The 25,434-nt window shown below is 54.8% G+C and carries 23 protein-coding genes; 7 read left to right on the top strand and 16 right to left on the bottom strand.

Translation table 11 applies throughout. The features are described from left to right. Positions 1-367 precede the first annotated feature (367 nt). Genes ABIC79_RS01340 through rstA form a run of 3 tightly spaced genes read right to left on the bottom strand, consistent with a single transcriptional unit; the run spans position 368 to position 3,904 of the window. Positions 368-1,849 carry a carboxypeptidase M32 gene (locus ABIC79_RS01340; RefSeq protein WP_131637634.1) on the bottom strand — a complete coding sequence of 494 codons (1,482 nt, stop codon included), beginning with the start codon at positions 1,847-1,849 and terminating at the stop codon, positions 368-370. Continuing rightward, positions 1,833-3,176 carry a two-component system sensor histidine kinase RstB gene (gene rstB, locus ABIC79_RS01335; protein WP_013575409.1) on the bottom strand — a complete coding sequence of 448 codons (1,344 nt, stop codon included), beginning with the start codon at positions 3,174-3,176 and terminating at the stop codon, positions 1,833-1,835. Before rstB ends, ABIC79_RS01340 begins: the two co-directional genes overlap by 17 nt. Beyond that, complete coding sequence (gene rstA, locus ABIC79_RS01330; protein ID WP_013575410.1) at positions 3,173-3,904, bottom strand: two-component system response regulator RstA; 732 nt, start codon at positions 3,902-3,904, stop codon at positions 3,173-3,175. Before rstA ends, rstB begins: the two co-directional genes overlap by 4 nt. Before the next feature lie 217 nt (positions 3,905-4,121). Between rstA and ABIC79_RS01325 the strand changes: the two genes are divergently transcribed. Then, positions 4,122-4,541 carry a hypothetical protein gene (locus tag ABIC79_RS01325; protein ID WP_013575411.1) on the top strand — a complete coding sequence of 140 codons (420 nt, stop codon included), beginning with the start codon at positions 4,122-4,124 and terminating at the stop codon, positions 4,539-4,541. A 66-nt stretch (positions 4,542-4,607) separates the two neighbouring features. On the opposite strand, the gene ABIC79_RS01320 is transcribed toward ABIC79_RS01325, so the two are convergent. From ABIC79_RS01320 to ABIC79_RS01310, 3 genes are read right to left on the bottom strand one after another with little or no spacing between them, the layout of a single operon-like run. Next, positions 4,608-5,843 (bottom strand): c-type cytochrome, encoded by a 1,236-nt coding sequence (locus tag ABIC79_RS01320; protein WP_037033954.1) that lies wholly within the window; start codon positions 5,841-5,843, stop codon positions 4,608-4,610. Beyond that, a complete protein-coding gene (locus ABIC79_RS01315; RefSeq protein WP_013575413.1) occupies positions 5,840-7,603 on the bottom strand; it encodes a GMC family oxidoreductase in 1,764 nt (587 codons plus the stop codon). Before ABIC79_RS01315 ends, ABIC79_RS01320 begins: the two co-directional genes overlap by 4 nt. Before the next feature lie 15 nt (positions 7,604-7,618). Next, on the bottom strand, positions 7,619-8,368 hold the full coding sequence (locus ABIC79_RS01310) for a gluconate 2-dehydrogenase subunit 3 family protein (RefSeq protein WP_013575414.1): 750 nt from the start codon (positions 8,366-8,368) through the stop codon (positions 7,619-7,621). A gap of 347 nt (positions 8,369-8,715) precedes the next feature. Between ABIC79_RS01310 and ABIC79_RS01305 the strand changes: the two genes are divergently transcribed. Then, a complete protein-coding gene (locus ABIC79_RS01305) occupies positions 8,716-10,224 on the top strand; it encodes a YchO/YchP family invasin (RefSeq protein ID WP_354566482.1) in 1,509 nt (502 codons plus the stop codon). 87 nt (positions 10,225-10,311) lie between these two features. On the opposite strand, the gene narL is transcribed toward ABIC79_RS01305, so the two are convergent. Then, positions 10,312-10,962, bottom strand: a complete 651-nt coding sequence (gene narL, locus ABIC79_RS01300) for a two-component system response regulator NarL (protein WP_013575416.1) — start codon at positions 10,960-10,962, stop codon at positions 10,312-10,314. Then, positions 10,959-12,749 carry a nitrate/nitrite two-component system sensor histidine kinase NarX gene (narX, locus tag ABIC79_RS01295; protein ID WP_013575417.1) on the bottom strand — a complete coding sequence of 597 codons (1,791 nt, stop codon included), beginning with the start codon at positions 12,747-12,749 and terminating at the stop codon, positions 10,959-10,961. The genes narL and narX overlap by 4 nt, the downstream gene beginning before the upstream one ends. A 363-nt stretch (positions 12,750-13,112) precedes the next feature. Between narX and ABIC79_RS01290 the strand changes: the two genes are divergently transcribed. Then, entirely contained in the window at positions 13,113-14,531 is a 1,419-nt protein-coding gene (locus tag ABIC79_RS01290; RefSeq protein WP_354566481.1) for a NarK family nitrate/nitrite MFS transporter, read from the top strand. A gap of 77 nt (positions 14,532-14,608) precedes the next feature. On the opposite strand, the gene rcnR is transcribed toward ABIC79_RS01290, so the two are convergent. Continuing rightward, positions 14,609-14,881, bottom strand: a complete 273-nt coding sequence (gene rcnR / locus ABIC79_RS01285) for a Ni(II)/Co(II)-binding transcriptional repressor RcnR (RefSeq protein ID WP_013575420.1) — start codon at positions 14,879-14,881, stop codon at positions 14,609-14,611. Positions 14,882-15,001: 120 nt separating this feature from the next. On the opposite strand from rcnR, the gene ABIC79_RS01280 reads away from it, so the two are divergent. From ABIC79_RS01280 to ABIC79_RS01265, 4 genes are all read left to right on the top strand, one after another. Further along, positions 15,002-15,877: a nickel/cobalt efflux protein RcnA gene (locus tag ABIC79_RS01280; RefSeq protein ID WP_013575421.1), complete on the top strand. Its 876-nt coding sequence runs from the start codon at positions 15,002-15,004 to the stop codon at positions 15,875-15,877. Between the two features lie 105 nt (positions 15,878-15,982). Next, positions 15,983-16,963, top strand: coding sequence for an alpha/beta hydrolase (locus tag ABIC79_RS01275; RefSeq protein ID WP_314523004.1), 981 nt, complete (start codon positions 15,983-15,985; stop codon positions 16,961-16,963). 48 nt (positions 16,964-17,011) lie between these two features. Beyond that, a complete protein-coding gene (locus ABIC79_RS01270) occupies positions 17,012-17,941 on the top strand; it encodes a LysR family transcriptional regulator (protein ID WP_013575423.1) in 930 nt (309 codons plus the stop codon). 89 nt (positions 17,942-18,030) lie between these two features. Then, positions 18,031-18,528: a YjjA family protein gene (locus ABIC79_RS01265; RefSeq protein ID WP_037033961.1), complete on the top strand. Its 498-nt coding sequence runs from the start codon at positions 18,031-18,033 to the stop codon at positions 18,526-18,528. A gap of 620 nt (positions 18,529-19,148) precedes the next feature. Here ABIC79_RS01265 and nth read toward each other — a convergent pair. The 7 genes from nth to rsxA are packed head-to-tail and all read right to left on the bottom strand — an operon-like array spanning position 19,149 to position 25,420. After that, the gene (gene nth, locus ABIC79_RS01260) at positions 19,149-19,787 is read right to left on the bottom strand and encodes an endonuclease III (protein WP_013575425.1); all 639 of its coding nucleotides are present in this window, start codon (positions 19,785-19,787) and stop codon (positions 19,149-19,151) included. Next, positions 19,780-20,478, bottom strand: coding sequence for an electron transport complex subunit E (locus tag ABIC79_RS01255; RefSeq protein ID WP_112152219.1), 699 nt, complete (start codon positions 20,476-20,478; stop codon positions 19,780-19,782). Before ABIC79_RS01255 ends, nth begins: the two co-directional genes overlap by 8 nt. Further along, complete coding sequence (gene rsxG / locus ABIC79_RS01250; protein WP_013575427.1) at positions 20,471-21,103, bottom strand: electron transport complex subunit RsxG; 633 nt, start codon at positions 21,101-21,103, stop codon at positions 20,471-20,473. Before rsxG ends, ABIC79_RS01255 begins: the two co-directional genes overlap by 8 nt. Positions 21,104-21,112: 9 nt before the next feature. Then, complete coding sequence (rsxD, locus tag ABIC79_RS01245; protein WP_013575428.1) at positions 21,113-22,165, bottom strand: electron transport complex subunit RsxD; 1,053 nt, start codon at positions 22,163-22,165, stop codon at positions 21,113-21,115. Next, on the bottom strand, positions 22,166-24,271 hold the full coding sequence (gene rsxC, locus ABIC79_RS01240) for an electron transport complex subunit RsxC (protein WP_354566480.1): 2,106 nt from the start codon (positions 24,269-24,271) through the stop codon (positions 22,166-22,168). It abuts the gene before it with no gap. A gap of 1 nt (position 24,272) precedes the next feature. Then, complete coding sequence (gene rsxB, locus ABIC79_RS01235) at positions 24,273-24,839, bottom strand: electron transport complex subunit RsxB (RefSeq protein ID WP_013575430.1); 567 nt, start codon at positions 24,837-24,839, stop codon at positions 24,273-24,275. Beyond that, on the bottom strand, positions 24,839-25,420 hold the full coding sequence (gene rsxA, locus ABIC79_RS01230; RefSeq protein ID WP_013575431.1) for an electron transport complex subunit RsxA: 582 nt from the start codon (positions 25,418-25,420) through the stop codon (positions 24,839-24,841). Before rsxA ends, rsxB begins: the two co-directional genes overlap by 1 nt. Positions 25,421-25,434: the final 14 nt, after the last annotated feature.

Here is a 25,434-nt window from a genome sequence, read left to right as displayed (position 1 = left end):
TATGAAGAATACTAGGCGTGTTGGATCTGGTTGTCCGTGAGTGATTGGTTTCGGTGTGTAACGGAATGTACAAAGGAGGGGGGCGTAATAAAATCAGGAAATTACGGTGAAATTGGAGGATATAGCGATGGGGTTGCTACGGGGCAGTGGATCGCGTGTTTGCGTTTAATGCAAACTTCAACTTATTGATTTTGCTTTAAAACCCCACCCCAGCCCTCCCCTTCGCAGGGGAGGGAGCGGACCACGTGTTTGCTCCTCCCCCTGCGAAGGGGGAGGCGGGGAGGGGGTATTAATGGCAACTTCCCTTTTAAAGAAAACTTCAACTTATTGATTTATATTTAAAAAATCGACAACGCACGCCTTCCGCCTACAAGTATCGCCCTTCAAGATGCGCCCGGAAGAACGCCGGATTCAGCGTTTCGCCTGTCGCGTTTTTCATCAGCTGATCTGTCGTGAACCGGCTGCCGTGCTGCCAGATATTCTGTTGCAGCCACTGGAACAGGGCGGTCAGGTCACCGCGGACAATGTCATCCTGCAACGTCGGAATGGCTTTGTTAGCCGTCTGGAACAACTGCGCGGCGTACATCGCGCCGAGGGTATATGTCGGGAAATAACCGAAGCCACCATCGGTCCAGTGGATATCCTGCATGCAGCCGTCGCGGTAGTTGCCGACAGTGTCGATGCCAAGATATTCCTTCATCTTTCTGTTCCACAGGGCCGGAATATCATCAACTTCTATTTCACCTTCCATCAGCGCTTTTTCGATTTCATATCGCAGAATGACGTGGGCCGGATAACTCAGTTCATCGGCGTCAACACGGATAAGGCCCGGCTGGACGTGCTGGTTCAGCTTCATAAAGTTGCTTTCATCCAGCCCTTCACGGTGACCGAATTGCTCGATAACCAGCGGATACACAGATTTCAGGAACGGCTCGCTGCAACCCAGTTGCATTTCAAACAGCAGGCTTTGTGATTCGTGAACACCCATCGAACGGGCGTTGGAAACCGGCTGGCCCAGCCATTCTTTTGGCAGGTTTTGCTCGTAACGTGCATGACCGGTTTCGTGGATAACTCCCATCATGGCGCTGAGGAATTCATTTTCATTGTAACGTGTGGTGATACGTACATCCTGCGGAACCCCGCCACAGAACGGGTGCGCGCTGACATCCAGACGACCGGCATCGAAATTAAAACCCAGTTTACCCATCACTTTCAGACCAAGCTGCCGCTGTTTTTCGATGTCAAACGGCCCCTGTGGCGCAATACGGGTTTCGGATTTTTGCTTTTCAACCACGGTTTGTAACAGGTCCGGCAGCCAGGTTTTCAGATCGCCAAACAGCACATCCAGCTTCTGTGAGGTCATGCCCGGTTCGTATAAATCGAGCAGGGCGTCGTAACGGCTGATGCCCGCAGCCTCGGCGCGCAACTGTGCTTCCTGACGGCTCAGTTTAACCACTTCTTTCAGGTTATCCGAGAAGCCTTCCCAGTCGTTCGATTTACGCTGGATACGCCACGCCTGCTCGCAACGTGCGCCGGCCAGTGATTTTGCCTGTACCAGGCTTTCCGGCAGCAAAGCCGCCTGCTGATAGTGACGGCGCATTTCGCGCAGATTGGCCTGCTCAACGTCATTAAGTTGTTCGCCGCTGGCCTGTTCCAGCCATTCACCGACCTGTTTCGCCGTGAGGATCTGATGCGTCAGCACGCTCAGTTCAGCCAGCGCTTCCGAGCGGGCCTGTCCGCCTTCCGGTGGCATCATGGCCGCGGCATCCCAGCCTGCAATAGCCGACAAATGGCCGAAGCGGGACAAACGGGCGAAGGTGTCGTGTAATTTTTTATAGGCGATGGTCATTGTGGCTCCCTTCCTGATTTTCGTGATTAGGCTGTTCTGCAGCCAGATTGAATGTGGGTTTTACCGGCCAGCTGAAACGCAGACTGGCACCGCCGAGCGGGCTGCCGTCAACGGCGATACGTCCCTGATAAGCGACGGCGATGGAATGGACGATTGCCAGCCCCAGCCCGCAGCCGCCGGTGGCGCGATCACGGCTCGGGTCCAGGCGAACAAAGGGCTCAAAGATGCGGGTACGTTCTTCCGGCGGGATGCCCGGCCCGTCGTCTTCAACCTGCAGGCAGGCGAGTTCACTGTCTAACCACAGGCTGACGCGCAATGTCTGTTGTGAATAGCGCAGACCGTTATTGACCAGATTGTCCAGCACACGCTCCATCAGACGTAAATCCACACCGCCGAAATCGGCATTTTGCGGCGCGTCATAGAGAATGGTGCGTTCGGTGATCAGCCGGAAATCATCGACTTTGTCTTCCAGCCATTCGGCCAGATTGACTTTTTCCAGGTTAAGCGCCACCTGCGGACGGTCCAGACGTGCATAAGTCAGCAATTCGTCGATCAGCGCTTCAAGCTGCCCGATATCGCGGTTGATGGCATTTTGTTCCGACTCCGGCAGGTTTTCACTGATCGCCAGCCGGTAACGCAGGCGGACCAGCGGCGTACGCAGCTCATGGGCGATACCGTCGATCAGGAGTTTTTTACTGGCGACCAGCGTACTGATGTTGTCTGCCATCTGGTTAAAGGCCACGCCCAGCCGGTTAAGGCTGGAGGTGGAATCAAAATCAATACGTTCGTCGAGATGGCCGTTACCGAGGCGCAGCGCGGAGTTTTCCAGCCGCAGCAAATCCTGCCAGTGCGGGCGCATCCACAGGAATACCGGCAGGGCCAGCGATAAACCGATGAAGATCAGCAACCCCAGATCCAGCAGCCGCATTTCATGCATATAAAACAGGTACGGAATGGGGCCGACCACCAGCACGTAATGGCTGCGCGGCACACGCTGAATGAAAGTGTATTCGTCATCAAGCGCAATAATTTCGCCGTCTTTAAGACGTTGATCCAGCACAGGGCTGAGTTTGCGTTTTCCGAGCGGCTCGATATGCAGTTTGAAAGACAGATTCAGATCCAGCGTATTGATGGTCTTGTTCCAGTCTTTAATCGGAATTTCCCGCAGTTCACTGCGCATCAGGTAGAGCGAACTTTTCATCAAATCGTTCATGGACTGACGGCCGGTACGTTCAGCGGTGACTTTGTAAACCAGTCCGACCAGCATCGCCATCACCAGAAAACAGACCAGCAGTAACAGAAAGAACTGGATGAAAAGCTTTTTCATTCCTGTAACGTCTCCCAGGCGTTGGGAGCAAACAGATAGCCTTTATTGCGCACGGTTTTGATGCGAAATGGCTCAAGGGTGTTGTCATACAGTTTGCGACGCAGGCGGGAGATCGCGACATCAATGCTGCGATCCAGCCCGTCATAGCTGACCCCGCGAAGGTTTTTCAGCAGCGCTTCGCGATCCATAATGCGCCCGGCGTGTGTTGCCAGTTCCCACAACAAATCAAAGTCGGAGGTAGAAAGAACGATCGTTTCATCCACCAGCGTCACTTCGCGGTTAACCGGGTCGATGCACAACTGACCGAAATGCAGGGCATTGCCGCTTTTGAGCGTCTGAACCGGTTGTTCATTTTGGCTATTCTGCGCCGGACTCTGACGTAAATGCAGCCGCAAACGGGCCAGAAGTACCGCTGGTGGCGTTGTTTTCAGGATGTAATCACTGGCGCCCATTTCAAGCGATAAAATGTGGTTCATGTCGCTGTCGAGCGATGTGAGCAACACAATCGGGCCGGGGAAAATCGGGCGTAAATCGCGGCATAATGTCATGCCATCTTTGCCCGGCAGCATGATATCGAGCAGAACCAGATCGGGTTTTTCTTTTTCAATACGCGCCTGCGCGGTATCGCCACGCGGTTCAACCAGCACGTCGATATCGTGTTTACCCAGATAGGCGGCGATCAGGTTGCCGACTTCTGCATCATCTTCTACAAAAACGATTTTATTCATTGGCTTGCTGCTTTAAGAAATCCGGTGATTAGCATAGCGTGACCCGCAGGGCGACGCTATCGTGCTAGCGTAATAGAACATGTCAGTTTCCGTTACGGAAAGCACCGGAAGCGACTGGCAAAGTGTTAGTGAATTATGCCATTATATAGCTGAATATCTTCGGCGTTATACATTGATTAAATAATTGATTGACCCTGACCAGGAAGAGGAAGAGGGGATGAATGAAAACCGCCTGGTACCCGATGCGCGCAGTCAACAAGCATCCTTTGACTACATGGAATACTTGTCCGCATCCTGCAAAAAGAAATGGAGTTTTGTCGACGCTATTTATGGCGTGATGCCGTTCTTTGGCATGGTTCTGAAATCCCGTTCGAAAAAAGAAAAATCCAGGCAGGAAGCGTTGCGCGCACTGGCCTTACAGGTAGTTTCCACCCAGGTCAGCGACGAGACCAATATTGTCCGGCTGATTGAACTGGCTGAGCAGCAGAATATGTACAGCATTGATATTAATCTGCCGTACTCGCTGACTGAAGAACAGCTCACTGCAATAAAAGTAGAATGCAAACATCTGGTGCAATTAAACCAGAATAATGATCATCTGTTAGTGCAGATTATGCAGATGCCTCCCCGGCACTGATTTCTCCGTGATGCATTCAAAATAAAGGCCGCTCTCGCGGCCTTTAACATTTCAGCAAATCCCTGCTTATTTCTTCAGTTCTGCGCGTAACTCTTTCACGTCTGAGGCAGAAACCGGCGCGGCGGCATTTCCCCAACTGTTACGGATATACGTCAGCACGTTAGCGACATCAGCATCGCTCATGTTGGCATCAAACGATGGCATCGACGGCGCGGTCGGTTGGCTGTCGGTAGCCACCGGACGGCTGCCCGTCAGCACCACGCGGATAAGCGACGTGGCGTTGGTCTGGTTGATGAGCGGTGAATCGGCCAGACGCGGGAACAGACCTTCCTGACCTTTTCCGGCTGGCGTATGGCATGCGGAACACCGGTCAGCATAGATATTTTTCCCGGCCACCATCGCCTTATCATCGGCTTTCACCGGCGCAGGGGCTTTGCTGCCGCTGTCATGACCGCTGTCTTTCAGGTACACCGCCACGGCTTTGAGATCAGCATCCGTCCAGTGCTGAGACGAATTAGTGACTTCTTCCGCCATCGGACCGGAAGCGATATCGAAACGGTTAGACCCGGTTTTCAGATATTGCATCAGATCTTCCTGCGTCCAGTTGCCGACACCGGTGTGCTTGTTGCTGGTGATGTCCGGCGCGACCCAGCCTTCTACCACTGCGCCTTGCAGGAACTCGCTGTCCTTGTCGCCGCCAATCATATTTTTCGGTGTATGACAGGTGCCGCAGTGTCCCAGACCTTCAACGATATACGCGCCACGGTTCCATTCCGCTGATTTATCCATCTGCGGTTTGAATTCGCCTTGGGTGAAGTTCAGCCAGTTCCAGCCCATCAGACTGGTTCGCACGTTGAACGGGAACGGCAACTGGTTAGTCTCGACTTCGTGATGCACCGGTTGCAGGGTTTGCAGATACGCCCAAATGGCGGCGTTATCTTCGCGGGTTACTTTGGTGTAGGCCGTGAACGGCATCGCACCGTAAAGACGTTTGCCGCCGTGGCCGATACCTTCGGACATCGCGCGCTGGAAGTCATCGAACGTCCATTTGCCGATACCGGTTTGCACATCTGGCGTAATGTTTGCGCCGACCAGACGGCCAAACGGTGTTTCAATCGGTACGCCACCGGCGAAAGGTTTGGCATCCGGCGTGGAGGCGGTATGGCAGGCGGCGCAGTCGCCCACCGTTGCCAGATACCGGCCACGTTCCACCTGTTCGAAAGAGCCGTCGCCTGCCGCGTGGGCCAGCCCGCTGATGCTCAAAGCCAGTAAACCGAGTGAGAATGAGGTTAACTTTTTCATGCGATCATCTCTCCCGGTTTTTTCAGATAGTAGTTACGGATTGCATGGGCGGCTTTGAACGCCAGCGCGCCGACGGTGCCGGTCGGGTTATAGCCAGGGTTTTGCGGGAAGGCAGAGGCGCCGACCACAAACAGATTAGGCACATCCCAGACTTGCAGATGTTTGTTTACCGAGCTGGTGGACGGATCCGCGCCCATCACAAATCCGCCGACCACGTGGGAAGACTGATACGGCGTACCGTTCCAGTGGCCTTTCATCGGATTAGCGACCAGCTGACGCGGATTCATCGCCTTGGCGATTTCGGCCACTTTACCGGTGCAATACGCGGCCATTTTCAGATCGTTTTCCGGGAAATCGAAGGTCACGCGCAGCAGCGGGCGACCCAGACGGTCTTTATAGTTCGGATCCAGCGACAGATAGTTGGTTTTGGTGGTGTAGCTGCTGGCCTCACAGCCGATCGACATCGAGCTGAGATAGTTGGCGACCGTGGCTTTTTTCCATTCGCTGCCCCATTTCGGCGTTCCCGGCGGAACAGGGCGGTAGCCGATGGGCGCACCGCCGATGGGTGTGACACGGATACTGCCACCGCCAAAGAAGCCCAGACCACTGTGATCGAAGTTGTCATTGTTGAAATCGTCGATGCCCATCCCGACCGCGCCTGCACCGATGAACGGGTTAAAGTTTTTGTCATCGAAGAACAGTTGCACACCGTTGGCGGTCTGATAAGCGTAATTACGGCCCGTGGTGCCGCTTAAGGTGACCGGGTCATAGGGTTTACCGATACCGGAAAGCAACATCAGACGAACGTTTTCGAAGGTAAAGGCACTGACGATCACCAGATCAGCCGGTTGTTCCCACTCGTCACCGGACGAGTCGATATAGACCACACCTGTGGCGCGTTTACCGGTGGAATCGGTCAGCACCTGCATCACTTCACAGTTGGTGCGGGCTTCGAAATTCTCCTTGCGGATCAGTGCCGGTAATACGGTAGTGATGGCGCTGGCCTTGGAATAGTTCGCGCAGCCGTAGTTGGTGCAGAAGCCGCAGTAGGTACAGGGTCCCATTTTTACACCGAGCGGGTTGGTGTAAGGCTCGGAAATCAGGGAAGAGGGCACAGGGAACGCTTTGTAGCCCATATTGCGCGCGGCTTCAGCAAACAGTGTCGGGCCGTAAGGCTGATCCATCGGGCGGGTCGGATATTCAATCGAGCGCATCCCTTCATACGGGTTACCGCCGTCATGATGTTCGCCGTTCACGTTACTGGCTTTACCGGAAACCCCGGCCAGACGTTCGAAAGAGGCGTAATGCGGTTCCATTTCGTCCCAGTCGGTGCCCCAGTCTTGCAGAACTAACTCTTCCGGGATGGCGTTCGCGCCGTAACGTTCAGTCAGATGGCTTTTCAGGCGGAATTCATCTGGCTGAAAACGGAAGGTGATCCCCGCCCAGTGGTTGCCTGCGCCGCCGGTGCCGTTACCCGGATGGAAAGATCCCCATTCGCGCATCGGCAAAGCCGTTTGCGCCGGATTGTTGCGGATGGTGATGGTGTTCTGACGGGTGCGTAACATCAGTTCCTGACGGGTGTTGTAACGCAATTCATCGGTAACGGTGGCTACGTTGAAATCGCGCGCCGTATCACGCCACGGACCGCGTTCAATCGCCACCACATTCAGACCTTCGTCGCACAATTCATTGGCGATGATCGAGCCAGCCCAGCCGAGTCCGATCACCACCACGTCGGTTTTGGGTAATTTTTTTGCCATAATATTGTTCTGCCCTTAGCTTTTCATTTTCCATGCGTCGCCGCCGGAAATGCTCAGCGGTTCGAGATCGAGTTTCTGGTTATGTTTGCCGACATATTCGCGGTAGTCGTAGCGTGCGCCAGGAAAGCCCAGCATTTTCCACGACACCATATTGCGGTTACCGCCATAAATCGGGTCAGCGAAGAAACCTTCCATCGTGTTCTTAAGTGCAATGGCGAAGAACAATTTGGAATCGATCCCATCAAGGGCAATTTTTCCACTCTCAAGGCCTGACAGGATTTGATCCTGTTGGTCACCGGGCAGATCTTTGAATAATTTCTGATGCTGTGACCGGGTGTATTTATCCAGTGCGGCCAGACCAAGACGGTAACGCTGTTGCGGAACCAGCGGTGACTGGTCACCTTGTTCCGGTGTACCGTCCTGGAAAGGGCCTTGCATATAGAGGCGGGAATAAGTGCCGTAGAATCCGGCCAGCTGACGGTCGATAAACACTGCGCATCCGGCATCTTTACCGCCCACGCTCAGGTCATCGGCGGGCACCAGACGGTCAACAATAGCTTCCATAGCAGCGGCTTCGGCGTCGGTGAAGAACGCCCAGCCATCGGTCTCAATCTGCGGCGGCGGGCTGGCGTCAAAGGGGCTCCACACGGGCGTGCCTTTGAGCGTCACCGCGTTTGCGGCTTTGGCGGCACCCAGTACTGCGGAGGCGGCCGTGAAGGAGAGAATTTGTCTGCGGGTCACGCCGGGCAAGGTTTTTTTGCTCATTTATGTTCCCTGTTGGTATACATCACTTTAAGGTCCGGACGCACTCTGCCAGGGCAGTCGGGTGGCGTCGGGATAATCGTTAACCTGCTAAGGATAAATGAAAACAGACTGTAAAGATAAATGGTTGGTTTGTTAAAAATGTTATCAAATGTGTGCAATGATATCTCTGGTGTTATTTTAGGTGATATTTTTTGTGATGTGACGGCAAATCATCCATGTATTCACTATGGAAATGAATTGGCATGATTTCATTTAAGGAAATGATGTATGTGGCCGTTCGTGGCGTGAAGGTTGAATTATGCTGACCGTGCGGTAAGATCAAACCTTACGGGCAAAATGTGTAAGGTATGACTGACGTCACAGATTTTTTTTCTGATTTATTGAAGCGATTTGCAGGCAAGACCTGCGCCTCTTTGCTGATGGCTGGGGGAACCGCCTTCTATGCTGTAAGCGCCAGTGCGCTGACGGCAGAACCCACCGAATACGGCGCACTCAGCTATAACCTCAGCGGTTTTCTGCCTGCCAGCGACGAAAGTTCTGTCTTTAACAATGGCACCCCGACCCAACCGTCTCAGACGTTACCGAGCCTTGGCAGCCAGTATATCCATAACAATACCGGACCGACGGCCACTGAAAAACAACTTGCTACCACGCTGAAAGAGCTGGGAGCCACCACTACGGACAGCGATGATCCCCTGCGTGTGCAGGCGGAGACGCTGGCGTTGAGTCAGGCCGCGAAACTGGTGCAAAAAGAAACCAGCAGTTTGCTTTCGCCGCTGGGAACAGTCAGCACCTCACTGGATATGACCGGGCGTAATCTTGACGGCAGCTCCGGCCGGCTTTTCAGCCCGCTATATAATTCTCAAACCAATCTGGTTTACAGCCTGATTGGCCTGCAAAGCGAGACGGATGCCACTGTCGGTAATTTCGGCCTGGGCCAGCGCTTCAACACCGGCGCGTGGATGCTGGGATATAACGCTTTTGTGGATAATGATTTCGATCATCAGCTGACGCGCGGCAGTCTGGGCGCGGAAGCCTGGACAGATTACCTGCGTTTCTCCACCAATTATTATCATCCGTTTTCGTCCTATAAAGCCGACAGCAGTACGTCTGCGCAACTGCGCCGTCAGGCGCGTGGCTATGACATCACCACCAAAGGCTATTTACCTTTCTATCGCCAGTTGGGGGCTTCGCTGAGTTATGAGCAGTATTTCGGTAATCAGGTGGATTTGTTCGGCAACGGCACGCGGCAGAGTAATCCCTCGGCGGTGTCGTTTGGCGTGAATTACACACCGGTACCGCTGGTGACGGTGATGGCCGAGCATCAGGCCGGGCAGGATGGCGATAATCAGGATGTGGTGAAACTGACCCTCAATTACCGGCTGGGTGTGCCGCTGGATCAACAATTGTCTTTCCGGAATGTCGCGGCAGCGCGCTCGCTGCGCGGAAGCCGCATGGACATGGTCGATCGCAATAATATGCCGGTGATGGAATTCAAACAGCGTAAAACCTTGTCGGTGTTTTTAGCCACGCCGCCGTGGTCATTGCAGCCGGGTGAAACTGTGCCGCTGAAACTGCAACTGCGCGCGCTGAATTCAGTGGTGGCGCTGAGCTGGCAGGGCGATACGCAGGCGCTGAGCCTGACGCCACCCGCGAATAACCGTAATCCCGATGGCTGGAGTGTGATTGTGCCGCCGTGGGATGATTCCCCGGACGCCACCAACATTTATCGTCTGTCGGTGACCGTGGAAGACAGTAAATCGCAGAAAGTGACGTCAAACTGGATCACCCTCAATGTATCCCCGCCGCTGACTGCGCAACCGCAATACGGCAACGACGCGGGGCTGAATTTCTGATCGAGCCACTGCACTGATGGTCTGGCTTTTTGCTCCTCCCCCAGCGAAGGGGGAGGCAGGGAGGGGGGTTTAAAGGCTAACACCTTGTTAAAGCACATTACTCTGCAACACCCATACCGCCGCTTCGACGCGGGATTTGAGTTTCATTTTTTTCAGCAGATGTTTGACGTGCACTTTCACCGTGCTTTCGGTGATATTCAACCGGCGGGCGATCATTTTGTTCGGTAAACCTTCAGCGATCAGTTTGATGATGTCGCGTTCGCGCGGCGTCAGGGACTGAATATCGCGGTCACCGCTCGGGCGGCTTTCACGCAGGCTGGCGGCAAGCACCGGCGTCAGCGCTTCGCTCAGCACCATCTTCCCGGCGGCGGCGTTATGCAACGCGGCCAGCAAATCTTCCGGTTCCATATCTTTCAGTAAATAACCATCCGCGCCACGTTTCAGGGCTGTCACCACGTCATCTTCGTGATTCGACACGCTGAATACCACGATACGACCGGAAAGCGAGGTCTGGCGCATGCTGTCGAGGGTATCCAGCCCGTTCATGCCCGGCATATTCAGATCCAGCAGGATCAGATCCGGGTCGAGCTGTTTCGCCAGTTCAACGCCTTGTTCGCCATTGCTGGCTTCGCCAATGACCTTGAGACGCGAGTCCAGCGCGATCAGCTGTTTCACGCCGTTACGCAGCATAGGATGATCGTCAATCAGCAAAATAGTGGAAGGGGTGATGTCGTTCATACTTGCTCCTGGGGATTGACAGGCAGGGCTTCCGGACGGAAACGCACCGTGACTTCTGTGCCGCCATCCGGGCGTCGGGCGACCCGACAGCTGCCGTGTAAGGTACTGGCGCGATCCTGCATGATGATCAGGCCATAATGATTTTGTCGCTCGACGTCCTGTGAAATGCCTTCGCCGTTGTCACAAACACACATGTTGATTTCGCCGTCATGACAGTGCAGTGAAAGCGATACCTGCGTGGCGTTAGCGTGTTTGTAAACATTGTTCAGGGCTTCACGGGCGATGTGCAGCAGGTGAATACCCTGATTGGCCGGCACGGAACGCGGCGGGATCTGGTAATCAAAACCGATGGACAAACCCATGCGGCGCGAGAATTCATCCACGGTATGTTGCAGCGCAGCACGCAGGCCGGGAGTATTGAGCGTCAGTCGGAACGTGGTCAGCAGTTCCCGCAACTGACGATAAGCGGTACTCAGTTCCTCACGCATTTGCTGCAACAGATTTTTATCTTCTTCAGAGAACGTGTCAGCGTGCATTTGCAGGCAGGCCACCTGAATTTTCAGGCACGACAGCGATTGTGCCAGCGAATCGTGCAGTTCGCGGGCGATGGCTGAGCGTTCTTCCATCAGCATTAACTGCTGCTGATGTTCTGCCTGACGCGCCAGCATCAGGGTGCTGGTGAGCTGTTCCAGCAGGGTATGTAGCAGTTGCTGCTGATCGTCATCCAGATACTGGCCCGGCGGCAACTGTGCCAGCAACACACCGTAATTTTCACGATCGTCGCGCAGGCTCCAGCTCAGGGATTCGCCGCCGTCATCCGCATGTTCACCGACCTTAGGGCTGTCAGGCTGACGGGGTGAAGCATGGCTAAATTCATTGAACACTTCCACACTGTTATTTTCGTATTGCCGCAACTGAATGCCGCTCAGCGGAGTCAGTGACTGTAACTCTTTCAGCACCGGCTCCATGCGCACCTCAAGCGGGTCGCTGGTGTGAAGCTGACGGCTCACACGGTACAGATAATCCAGCATCTGATTTTTTTGTTGCAGGTCGGCGGTTTTTTCTGCCACGCGCTGCGCCAGATTATCAACCATCTCCGCCAGCGCCAGCGACATGCTGTTAAGCGAATCGCCGAGAATATCCATTTCATTATGCGCATCGCCATTCGCCACACGTTTGCGCTGATAGCGGTGGCTGAAATCCCCGGCGGTAATGGCGCTGGCCTGTGCGAGCAGGCTTTTCCAGGGCGTTAACAGATGGCGGCGCAGGAACCAGATGGTCAGCGCCATCAGTAATACAGTGACCGCCACCAGCCCGCGCTGAATCAGCGAAATCTGTTGCAGATGGTATTCGGTTTTGTACTCAAGTGCGGCGACCAGCACATCAAGCTGGCCGACAAATACGGCGATATTGGCTGATACATCTTGCGGATGCTTAGCCGCCAGAAGCTGGTCGCGCAGGGTAGTTTGCCAGTACTGACGTAACGCCAGAAACTGCGGTTGCAGGTTTTCGCGCTCTACCGCCTGTAATAAATCGGCGCTGCTTTCGTCAGCTTCCATCTGGCTGATATAACGGGCACTGGTTTCGCTCAGAGGGACCTGCGACAACAGCCGGTAACTCTGCATACGCAGTGAACCTGCTTTATTAATCGCATGGGCGTTGCCTTCGATACTGCCCGCCATCCACGCCGCCATGCTCATTCCGCCAATGCCCAGAAGGCCGAGCAGCAGCATCAGCAATGTGATCTGGCTGATGAGCGACAAAGAAGGCAGTGCGCGTTTAAACATGAATAGTATTTCCTGAACCTATATCGAAAGCTGCGGATACCGTGCCGGGCTGACGCCAGCCTGTACAGAGTGGGCATTTTTTATGATCAGAGGAAGTTTCCCTATACCTCTTTATGGTTACTCCTTTATTTCCATCTGATTTATACCTTCATTAGATGAAAGAATATTTCTTCATCAACTTTATGAATACTAGCAGTTTATTCTTTTTTCACCGGATACTCACAAAGGATTCATGGTCATTTTTCCTGCATTATCCACCTGCGATTGCGTTGATTTGTATCAACATCCTGAAGCGGGGCTCTACCTAGTGTGTGCGACATAACTTAATCATTACAACAACAATGCGTTGCCACCGAGGTACACATGTCACACACATCAGTTTCACCGACGGAAAAACCGTCACGCCTGCTGCAGGACTGGCGTCCGGAAGATCCGGCCTTTTGGGAAAAGACCGGGCATAAAGTGGCCAGCCGTAATTTATGGATTTCCGTGCCTTGTTTGTTGCTGGGATTCTGCGTCTGGATGCTGTTCAGTCTGGTCTCCGTTAACCTCAATAAAGTCGGTTTTAACTTCACCACGGATCAGCTGTTTATGCTGACCGCTATTCCGTCCGTGTCCGGCGCACTGTTACGCGTGCCTTACTCCTTTATGATCCCACTGTTCGGCGGCCGCCGCTGGACAGCCATCAGTACCGTGTTTCTGGTGCTGCCGTGCCTGTGGCTGGGTTTTGCGGTGCAGGATACCAGCACGTCGTATAACGTTTTCCTGATCATTGCGCTGTTGTGCGGTTTCGGTGGAGCAAACTTCGCCTCGAGCATGTCCAATATCAGCTTCTTCTTCCCGAAAGCGAAGCAGGGCGGCGCATTAGGGATCAATGGTGGTCTGGGTAATCTGGGCGTGAGTGTGATGCAACTGGTTGCGCCGCTGGTCATCTCCCTGGGTGTGTTTGCGGCTTTCAGCGATAAACAAACGCTGGCGAACGGTGCGGACATGTGGCTGCAAAATGCGGCGTGGATCTGGGTACCCTTTTTGATCATCGGTACGCTTGCTGCCTGGTTTGGTATGAACGATCTGGCGTCTTCTAAAGCCTCAATCCGCCAGCAGTTGCCGGTGCTGAAACGCGGTCATCTGTGGATCATGAGCATATTGTATCTGGCGACTTTCGGCTCATTTATCGGTTTCTCCGCCGGTTTTGCGATGTTGACTAAAACCCAGTTCCCCGACGTTAACATCCTGCAATTCGCCTTCTTCGGCCCGTTCTTTGGCGCGCTGGCGCGTTCTGCGGGAGGCATGCTGTCAGACCGCCTTGGCGGTATTCGCGTAACCCTGGTGAATTACATCGTCATGGCGTTTTTTGCCGGTTTACTGTTCCTGACCTTGCCGGTCGGCGGCGCGGGCGGCAACTTCCCGGCATTCTTCGCGGTATTTATGGTGCTGTTCCTGACGGCCGGTTTGGGCAGTGGCTCCACCTACCAGATGATTGCGGTGATTTTCCGCAAACTCACTACTGACCAGGCTAAAGCGCGTGGCGCCAGCGATGATGAAGCGCTGCGTGAAGCGGTGACGGATACTGCTGCGGCGCTCGGTTTTATCTCTTCAATCGGCGCGATTGGCGGTTTCTTTATTCCTAAAGCGTTCGGGACTTCACTGGCGCTGACCGGTTCACCGGCTGGCGCGATGAAAGTCTTCCTGGTGTTTTACGTGGTCTGTGCGCTGATCACCTGGCTGGTGTACTGGCGCAAACTAAACAAAGGTTTTGCCACCAAACAAGTCAAAAGCTAATCGCGATACTCAGTGACGGAAATATAAAGAAGGGGCTTCGGCCCCTTTTGGCGTGATCAGACCTGCGGCACAGGAGGTTATTTCACGTAAGAATTCAGCACGCTCAGTACGACGTCCAGATCGGCCTCACGTTTCACAACATCTTCTTCATGAACAATATGCTCAGTCAGATGGCCTTTAATCACTTCCCGCATCAGGCCATTCACCGCGCCGCGGATCGCGGCAATTTGTTGCAGAACAGCCGCGCATTCATGGGGCTCATCCAGCATTTTATTTAACGCCGCCACCTGACCCTGAATTTTGCTGGTACGGGCTTTCAGCTTCTGTTTATCGCGAATGGTATGGGACATCTCACTTCCTCCGTGACACCAATGACGGCGCGATCATATCATTTTGTGGATACTGGGGGGGTGTATTTAATACTGGGGGGGAGTAGAATCCCAGCGCCTACCTTATCGGGAATCATTAACATGAATGACTTTTCTACCCTTTTACAGCAGGGAAATGCGTGGATCTTTATACCCAGCGCCATATTGCTGGGGATTTTGCACGGGCTTGAGCCCGGCCATTCGAAAACCATGATGGCCGCCTTTATCATTGCGATTAAAGGCACTGTCCGGCAGGCTATTTTACTGGGGCTGGCGGCCACGGTTTCGCATACTGCGATTGTCTGGATCATCGCGTTTGGCGGCATGTATCTCAGCAACCGGTTCACCGCAGAGGCTGTCGAGCCGTGGTTGCAACTGGTGTCTGCGGTCATCATCCTGGGCACGGCGGCATGGATGTTCTGGCGTACATTTCGTGGTGAACAACTCTGGAAGAAGGAGCACGCGCACGGGCATCATGCTGATCATGACCATCATCACGGACATTCCCGCACGCATGCGAATGTTCAGCGTCACGTTCAGCCCCGGGGACTTAATAACCTGCGCGGCATGAAGCGTATCAGCCTGTCGCCGCAGGAATATCAGGACGCCCATGAACTGGCGCACGCCAGCGATATTGAGCGACGTTTTGCCAGCACGGAAGTGACTAACGGGCAGATTTTATTTTTCGGTCTGACCGGCGGGCTGATCCCGTGCCCGGCCGCCATTACCGTGCTGCTGATCTGCATCCAGCTTAAACAACTGGCGCTGGGAGCGACGATGGTGGTGTGTTTCAGCATCGGACTGGCGCTGACGCTGGTAACTGTAGGCGTGGCGGCTGCCGTCAGTGTCCGCCAGGCGGCTAAACGCTGGAGCGGTTTAAACACGCTGGCGCGCCGGGCGCCTTATTTTTCCAGTGTGCTGATCGCGCTGGTGGGGATTTATATGGGCATTCACGGGGTTATGGGCTTAACCTCCTAAAAAATCTTAACGTAATCAGTCATAAGCAATAACAATTCAGACTTTTTAAAACCGGCTCAAGGCGTTATAAATGACGGGATGATAAACGGATAAATGGATCCCGCCATGAAAACTGCCCACCTTGTTGACCCCGAACTGCGCCCGTTACTGGATCTGATGCCAGAACGCGTGCTTGCAGCCTCCGTTCTGCCTGCCATGCGCGAGCAACGTCAGACGGCGGCGCTGGAAAGTCTGTTACAGGATGATGGGTTGCCGGTAACGGTTAGTCAGCATCACATTTCAGGTGGCGAAAATGCGCCAGCGGTGCGTGTCGTGGTGATTTCGCCGCAGCATGAACGGAAAGGCCGGATGGGTATTCTGCATATTCACGGTGGCGGTTATGTGCTGGGCAGCCCTGAACAGTCGATGCCGCTGACCCGCCCGACGACGGCACAGCACGAATGCGTCATTGTATCGGTAGATTACCGTCTCGCGCCGGAAACGCCATTCCCCGGCCCGCTGGAAGATTGTTATGCCGCGCTGATCTGGATGACCGCACAGGCAGAGGCGTTGGGTATTGACCCTGCACATATCGGTGTGATGGGTGACAGCGCCGGTGCCGGGCTGGCGGCCTCTCTGGCGCTGCTGACCCGCGACCGGGGCGGTCCGACACTGGCGTTTCAAAACCTGATGTATCCGATGCTCGACGACCGCACTGTGACCGATCCCAACCCGAATCCGGTGACCGGCGAATTCTCCTGGACGCGCGAGGACAACCGTTTCGGCTGGCACGCCTACCTCGGTCACGAAGCCGGTTTGCCGGATATTTCCTGCTACGCTGCGGCTGCCCGCGCAGAGGATCTGAGCGGATTACCACCGGCCTGGATTGGCGTCGGCTCAATTGATTTGTTCCTCGATGAAAACATCGACTATGCCCGCCGGTTAATCCGCGCTGGCGTGCCGGTGGAATTCAGCATCTATCCGGGCGGATTCCACGGTTTCAACGGCGATCCGGCCTATGCACTGGCCCGTCGCGCCCGCAAACAACGTCAGGATGCCTTAGCCGGTTTTAATCCGCTGCGTCATTATCATGACTTTGGCTTATAATCAGCAGCAATCGATAAGGCATAACAACCGGCTGAATTAGAAAATAAATTGGATATCAAACAACTTATCTATCTCTGTAACCTCGAACGCGAACGGCATTTTGGCAGGGCGGCGGAAGCCAGCTTTGTCAGCCAGCCGACGCTGTCGATGCGTCTCAAAAACCTCGAAAAAGAGCTCGACCTGAATCTGATCAATCGCGGTAATAACTTCGAAGGTTTTACCGCAGAAGGTCTGCGGGTGCTGAGCTGGGCGCGGGAAATCGTGGCTGTCTATGAAGGCCTGAAACTGGAAGTCGAATCGCTGAAACAGGGCATGAGCGGGACATTGCGTATCGGCGTGATGCCGCAATGCAGCGTGTCGCTGGCGCAACTGATTAAGGCGGTCAGCGAAGCGCATCCGGGACTGGATTACCGCGTGGCAGAAGTCAGTGCTGATCAGTTGATTGAAGCGCTGAGCAGCCATTCGGTGGATGTCGGTATCGGTTTCTTTGAGTTCTCGACGCTCAATGAGCTGCGCTTCCAGCTGGTGCCGCTCGATGACGGCGGTGTTGACGTGGTGTATCACCCGGATCATTTCCCGCAGTTACAGGGCATTGAACGGATAACCGCCGAACAGGTTGCCGCGCTGCCGTTGTGTCTGTCTGAACCGAGCCGCTATTTCCGCCGGTATCTGGATAATTTCTTCCGCCAGGCCGGACTTGAGCTGCATCCGCGGCTGGAAAGCACGTCTATTTTCCAGCTGATGCAGGGCGTGTTTGTCGGAATTGGCTGTGCGCTGGTGCCGCGTGGACATCTGATTGATGAAATGCATCCTGCACTGAAACGTTGCCCGCTGGATATCACGCCGATGAGTCGTCATGCCGCGCTGGTCGTCGCCGAAGCGGGCAGGGCAACGCCGCTGGCGCAGCATTTCTTCACCGCCGCCGGGCTTTGGCTGGCGCAGCAGGCGCTTAACAAGTCGTCAAATGTGGCGCAATAAAGACGTTCTGTCCGGTATTCCTATTGATGTAATGAAACTTTCAGCCCAAGCTTTGCCGCAATACTTATGTGAAATGGATGGAGTAAGACATGAAAACATTGAAAGCCGTTGTTCTGGCGATGGCCTCTGCGGGTATTTTGCTTTCAGCAGGTGCACAGGCTTCGAATAATCTTCTGGGACAACTGCAGCAGGCCGCCAACGAAGGACTGAATGGCACCAGCAGCAAAACCGGTTCTGCCGGCACCACGTCTTCGCTGACCTCGCTGCTCAGTGGCGGCGACAGTGCCCTGACGTCGACCAGCGCGAACAACGTCGCAGGTGTGTTGCAGTACTGCGTGAAGAACAACGTACTTTCCAAAGCCAGCACTGAGAATGTGAAAGATCAGTTGCTGAGCAAGCTGGGCATCCAGACAGCAGAGGGTGCTGAAAGCCAGGATTATCAGCAGGGTCTGGGTGGTTTGCTGAAAACCGGTAAAGATCAAAGTGTGGATCTGAATAATCTGGGGAGCGGGCTGACGCAGGTGAAAGAGAAAGTGAAAACCAAAGCCTGTGATGTGGTGCTGAAGCAGGCGAAATCGTTTATTTGATTGCAGAGGCCGCTGCAATGGCGGCTTTTAACTTCAAATTCAAATTCAAGGTCAACACCGTGGGCATCGGCCCACACCGACCAGAGACCCGGTAACGCGCGGGCCTCTGGACTCCGCGCTTTTTCACTGCGCGCTCCGCTGGCGCAAGGGACATGTTCTGCTGTATTGATGAGTGGCGCAAATCCAGGTGCTGCGCACTACCTTCTCTCGGTCTTCGAGCCACAGGTCTCGAAGCCGCTCCGTTCAGCTGGATTTTGAGCACGCCATTGAACTCTCTAAAACAGAGTAATTTTGTTTTTTGAATTTAAGATCCTGCGGGCGATTCAGAAAGCTTGCTGAATGAGAGGTTGCAGACCATAGGCTGCAATCCCGAAACGAAGGAACCGCGCAGCGGCAAGATTTCCAGCCTGTCGCTGCGGTTGCTGAAACATAGCCAGCGCGCGGATCACATGTTTGAAAAAGCGAGGGGAGTTCAGAGGGGAAAAGCCTTTCCCCTCTGGTCGGTTTCGGCACGAAAGGCCGTGTGATAACCGTTATTGAGAAACCGAAATTTACTCAATTCTATTTAAAGCTTTTAAAGCTTTTAAAGCCATTTAAAGGGATCCAAAGGGAACCCCCTTTCACTCCGCATAAACCTTCTCTTTACTCTCGCACAAATCTTCGATCAAACATGACCCGCACCGCGGCTTACGTGCAATGCAGGTATAGCGGCCATGCAGGATCAGCCAGTGGTGGCAGTCGAGCTTGAACTCGGCCGGAACCACTTTCAGCAATTTCTCTTCGACGTCATCCACGGTTTTACCCGGCGCGAACTTCGTGCGGTTACAGACGCGGAAAATATGCGTATCCACGGCAATGGTCGGCCAGCCGAAGGCGGTATTGAGCACTACGTTGGCGGTTTTGCGGCCAACGCCAGGCAGCGCTTCAAGCGCGGCGCGGTCTTCCGGCACTTCACCATGGTGTTTTTCCAGCAAAATACGGCAGGTTTTAATCACGTTCTCCGCTTTGGCATTAAACAGGCCAATGGTTTTGATGTATTCCTTTACGCCGTCCACGCCAAGCGCCAGAACCGATTCCGGCGTGTTGGCGACCGGATACAGCTTTGCTGTCGCCTTGTTCACGCTGACATCGGTAGCCTGCGCAGAAAGTAATACCGAAATCAGCAGTTCGAACGGGGTGGTGTACACCAGTTCGGTAGTGGGATGCGGATTGTTATCGCGCAAACGGCTGAGAATTTCGGTGCGTTTTTCCTTATTCATGAACGCTTCCCTTTGGCAGGCTTTCTTCCACCACAACGTGCTGTGCCGCTTGCCGTGCTTTCATACGCTGATCAATCAGATATTTGCCGGCCAGCAGCAGACCGAGGCCGATAAATGCGCCCGGCGGCAGCATTGCCAGCAGGAACGGGTTATCCAGATGCAGCACTTCGACGCGCAGCACTTTCGCCCAACTGCCGAGCAACAAATCAGCGCCATTGAACAGCACGCCGCTGCCGAGAATTTCACGCATTGAACCCAGCACAAACATTGCGCAGGTTGCCCCGAGACCTGTCATGGCACCGTCGAGGGCAGCCAGATGCACAGGGCTGCTGGCGGCGCAGGCTTCGGCACGTCCGACCACAATGCAGTTGGTCACAATCAGCGGAATAAAAATCCCCAGCGCCTGATACAGACCGAACGCGTAGGCGTTGATCAGCATCTGCACGGTACTGACCACCGAGGCGATAATCAGCACGTAAATCGGGATGCGGATTTCATCCGGGATCCACTTACGGAATGCGGAAATCATGGCGTTGGTACAGGTCAGCACCAGCGTGGTCGCCAGCCCTAAACCGAGGGCATTGGTGGCAGTCGACGTCACGGCCAGCAGCGGACAAAGCCCCAGCAACTGCACCAGCGAGGAGTTATTGGTCCACAGACCCTGAACGATTATCTTTTTGGCTTCACTCATCACGGGCTCCACAAGGGGTGAGGTGGGAAAGCTGAGACGGTACCGTCCCGATAAACAGCGCCGTACGTTTTACCGAGCGGACGACGGCGCGCGGTGTAATGGTCGCACCGGTAAACTGATCAAACATACCGCCGTCTTTCTTCACCGCCCAGCGCTCATCGCTTGCACCATTGACGGTCTGATTGGCGAAATGTTTGATCCAGTCGGAAATGCGCACTTCAATTTTGTCACCCAGCCCCGGCGTTTCGTGCTGTTCCAGCACGCGGGAACCGTAAACTTTGCCATGAAAATCAGCCGCCACCAGCAACTGAATCGCACCGGAATAGCCGTCAGGCGCGGTGGTTTCAACCACGGCAGCCACCGGCTGACCATTTTTGCGCGCCAGATACAGACGGTGCGGTGCCATGCTGCCAAGTGACTCATCAGTGACGTTGTAACATTCGTTTTGCATATCGTTGTCGTACACGCTGGCCGGGATCACCTGATCAAACAGCGTTTTTTGCTGTAACAGCGCCTGATGTTCAATGGTCGGCTTGGTCATCAGGTTGACCAGTGCCGTCATACCGGTCATCAGTGCGCCAAAGAAAGCCAGGATCAGGCCGTGGCGTCGCATTGTAGCTAACATAATTCTTCCTCAGCGATGCCCGTAAACGCGTGGTTGTGTGTAGTGATCAATCAGCGGCACGGTGATATTGGCCAGTAAAACGGCAAAAGCGACACCATCCGGATAACCGCCGTAACTGCGGATCAGCCACACCAGTAAACCAATCAGTCCCCCGAAAATCAGGCGGCCTTTCGGGGTGGTGGATGCCGTCACCGGATCCGTGGCAATAAAGAACGCGCCCAGCATCGTCGCGCCGGAGAACAGTCCGATCAGCGGTGAAGGATAGTTTTCCGGTGCCAGACCCCACGCGATACCTGCGCAAATGACCAGCATGCCTAACATGGCGGCCGGAATATGCCAGCTGATGATTTTGCGCCACATCAGGAACAGGCCACCGGCCAGGAATCCGAGGTTAATCCACTGCCAGCCGAGACCGGCCAGTGTGCCGCTAAACAGCGGCGTCCCGAGGATCTGATCGGCGGTATGGCCGGAGCGCAAACCGGTTTTAAATGCATCCAGTGGTGTCGCCTGCGTCACGCCATCCACGTTCATGTTCAACTGATACGCGGTCAGATCCTGACTGTTATGGCCGGTGAAAATGGTCAGCAGCGTGTCGGTGAATCCGACGTGATGATGCTGTAAAACATCCGGCGGCAGCCAGGTTGTCATCTGAACCGGGAAAGAAATCAGCAGCACCACATAACCTACCATGGCCGGGTTAAACGGATTCTGACCAAGACCCCCGTAAAGTTGTTTGGCGATGATGATGGCGAAAATCGTGCCGAGCACCACCATCCACCACGGGCCCAGCGGCGGCAGGCTGATACCCAGCAAAACGGCTGTCAGCAGGGCACTGTTATCGCCCAGGCGTTTTTTCACCGGCAGTTTGCGCAACTGTAACACCGCGCCTTCTGCCAGCAGGGCAATGACGATAGCGAGCGTCAGCTGAATCAGCGTGCCGTAACCGAAGAACCAGACCTGAGCGAGCAGGCCGGGAATACACGCCAGAATCACCATCATCATGATGGTACTGGTGTTCTGGCGATTATGCGTAAAAGGTGAACTTGCAATCCTGAAGGCCATCTATTCCTCGTTCGACATTGTCTGAGCGGCTTTACGGGCCTTAACTCGGGCGATCGCAGCCGCTACAGCGGCTTTGCGTGGATCGCTTTCTTGTTGTGATGTTTCTTTTTCTTCCGGTTCAGCGTCCTGCGCTTCACTCAGCGCAGCGGCTTTTTTGGCTTTGGCACGCGCGATGGCAGCCGCCACCGCCGCCTTGCGTTTGTCGTCTGCGGAAGGCTGTGCAGGTGACGTTGTCACGTTTTCTTCAGTGCCCGCAGGTTGCGCAGCAGCGGCCTTTTTGGCTTTCACGCGGGCAATGCCGGCGGCGACAGCAGCTTTGCGATCGTCGTCAGCGGAGGGCTGTGGTGCAACGTTCAGTTCGCTTTCTTTGGCTTCCACGACAACGCCGTTATTACTGGCTTTCTTCGCTTTCACGCGGGCAAGAGCGGCTGCCACGGCGGCCTTACGATCGTCTTCTGCAGATGGCGGCGTTTCAGGCACCGGCTCAGAAGCCACCGGGATTTCCTGCTCAGCGGCGGCTTTCTTCGCTTTCGCACGGGCAATGGCAGCGGCCAGCGCCGCTTTGCGCGGATCGGCTTCGGCCTGTTGTTCCGTGGCTTTTTCAGCGACAGGTACTTCTTTTGCTGCGACGTCGTCCAGCTTCACTGCCGCTTTCTGATGTTTCTCTTCACGCGCTAATTTCTCACGTTCCATACGCGCCTGTTTGGCTTCGAAACGGGCTTTGGCTTCGGTGGCCCGGGCAGTCTCTGCATCGATGGCACGGATTTCGGCCTTTTCCTGACGGTAATATTGCACCAGCGGAATATTGCTCGGACAGACATAGGCACAGGCGCCGCATTCGATGCAGTCGAACAGATTATGCTTGCGCGCTTTTTCGTGTTCTTCACCTTTACTGAACCAGTAAAGTTGCTGAGGCAGTAAACCGGCCGGACAGGATTCCGCGCACAGGCTGCAACGGATACAGGCTTCTTCCGGCTCCGGCTGACCCAGTTCGGCGTCAGACGGCGCGAGCAGACAGTTGGAAATTTTGACCACAGGCACATTGAGCGATGGCAGGGTGAAGCCCATCAGCGGGCCGCCCATGATCACCATCTTTTTATCGCCCTGCGGTTGTAACTGGCCTTCCTGCATCAGGTGTTCAATCGGCGTGCCCAGACGCGCCCAGACGTTACCCGGTTTTGCCATCGCTTCGCCGGTCAGCGTGACCACGCGTTCGATCAACGGTTCGCCGTCAATGATTGCGCGTTTAATGGCAAACACGGTGCCGACGTTTTGCATCAGTACGCCGATGGACGACGAGTGATGGCCTTTCGGCACTTCGAGGCCGGTCAGGATTTTGGTCAGCTGTTTGGCACCGCCGGACGGGTATTTGGTCGGAATGACCCGCAGTTCGAAACGCACTCCGTCGGAGATTTCAGCGCTGATCGCGGCTTTAAGCGCGGCAATCGCTTCAGGTTTGTTGTCTTCGATGCCGATCAGCACCCGTTCAGGATGCAACATGTGGCAGAGGATGCGCGTGCCCTGGAGAATTTCCATGGCATGTTCCTGCATCAGCCGGTCATCGGCAGTGATGTAAGGCTCACATTCGGCCGCGTTGAGGATCAGTGTGCGGGTCGATGTCAGGCCACCGGCTAATTTGCTGGCGGTCGGGAAGCCTGCGCCACCCAGCCCGGCAATACCGGCCTGACTGATGCGCTGATTCAGTTCATCAGCAGAAAGCTGGCGGTAATCGGCAATGAATTCGCGTTCGCACCAGGTATCAAGGCCGTCGGCTTCAATCAGCACACAGAGTTCTTTCAGACCGGAAGGGTGCGCGGTGATGTGCGGTTCGATGGCCGTGATCACGCCCGACGTCGGCGCGTGAACCGGCACGGTACGGCCACGGCCAGTGGTCAGCGGCTGACCTTTTAACACAGGGTCGCCGGCTTTCACACACAGCTCGCCTTCAGGGCCAAGGTGTTGCTGAAGGGGGATGATAAAGCGCTCAGGCAGCGGCACGTTGCGCAGCGGAACGTGGCTCGACTGAGTCTTCATTTCCGGCGGATGAATACCGCCGTCGAAGTCCCAGACTTTGTCTTTTTTGAGCGCCGCAAACAGATTAAACATGTTACTCCGCATGGATGACCTGAACCGGAATGGATTTCAAATCCCACTTCCAGTTTGCGGTGGTGGTTTTTACTGGCAGCATTTCGATGCAGTCCGTCGGGCACGGCGCGACGCACAGGTCACAGCCGGTACATAAATCAGTAATCACGGTGTGTACGGCGCGGGTGGCACCCACGATGGCATCCACCGGACAGGCCTGAATACACTTGGTGCAGCCGATGCAATTGCTCTCGTCGATATAGGCGACTTTACGCACCGGGACAGCAGCCGCAGCGTCTTCACCCATCGGCTGCGGCTCAACGTTAAGCAAGGTCGCCAGCTTGAGCATGACGGCTTCGCCGCCCGGCACGCATTTATTGATGTTGTCACCATTGGCGACCGCTTCGGCGTAAGGCTTGCAGCCGGGATAGCCACATTGCGCACACTGGCTTTGCGGCAGGATATCGTCAATCTGATCGACAACCGGGTTGCCTTCCACGGCAAAACGGCGCGAGGCGTAACCCAGCAGCAGGCCAAAAACCAGCGCCAGAGCGGTCAGCGCGCCAATCGCTACCCATAATTCAAACATTAGAATTTCACCAGACCTGTGAAGCCCATAAAGGCTAATGACATCAGGCCAGCCGTGACCAGCGCAATCGAAGAACCTTTGAACGGTGCCGGGACGTCAGCCACCACCAGACGTTCACGGATAGCGGCAAACAGCACCATCACCAGCGAGAAGCCCAGTGACGCAGCGAAACCGTACAGCGCAGATTGCATAAAGTTGAATTGCTGGTTGATGTTCAGCAGCGCCACACCGAGCACGGCGCAGTTGGTGGTGATAAGCGGCAGGAAGATGCCCAGCAGGCGGTACAGAGACGGGCTGGTTTTGCGCACCACCATTTCGGTGAACTGCACAACAACCGCGATCACCAGAATAAAGGCCATAGTGCGCAGATAGACCAGCCCCAGCGGCATCAGAACGAAAGTGTTGACGATCCACGAGCAGATATTCGACAGGGTGATCACAAATGTGGTGGCGAGACCCATACCGATAGCGGATTCCAGTTTTTTGGAAACGCCCATAAACGGGCACAGGCCAAGAAACTTAACCAGTACGAAGTTATTTACCAGCACAGTGCCGACAAAAAGTAATAAATAAGAGGTCATGACAATTGCCCGGA

This window comes from Rahnella sp. 2050, assembly GCF_040544515.1.
GTDB lineage: Bacteria > Pseudomonadota > Gammaproteobacteria > Enterobacterales > Enterobacteriaceae > Rahnella > Rahnella aceris.
This window is presented reverse-complemented; position numbering and strand designations above follow the sequence as displayed.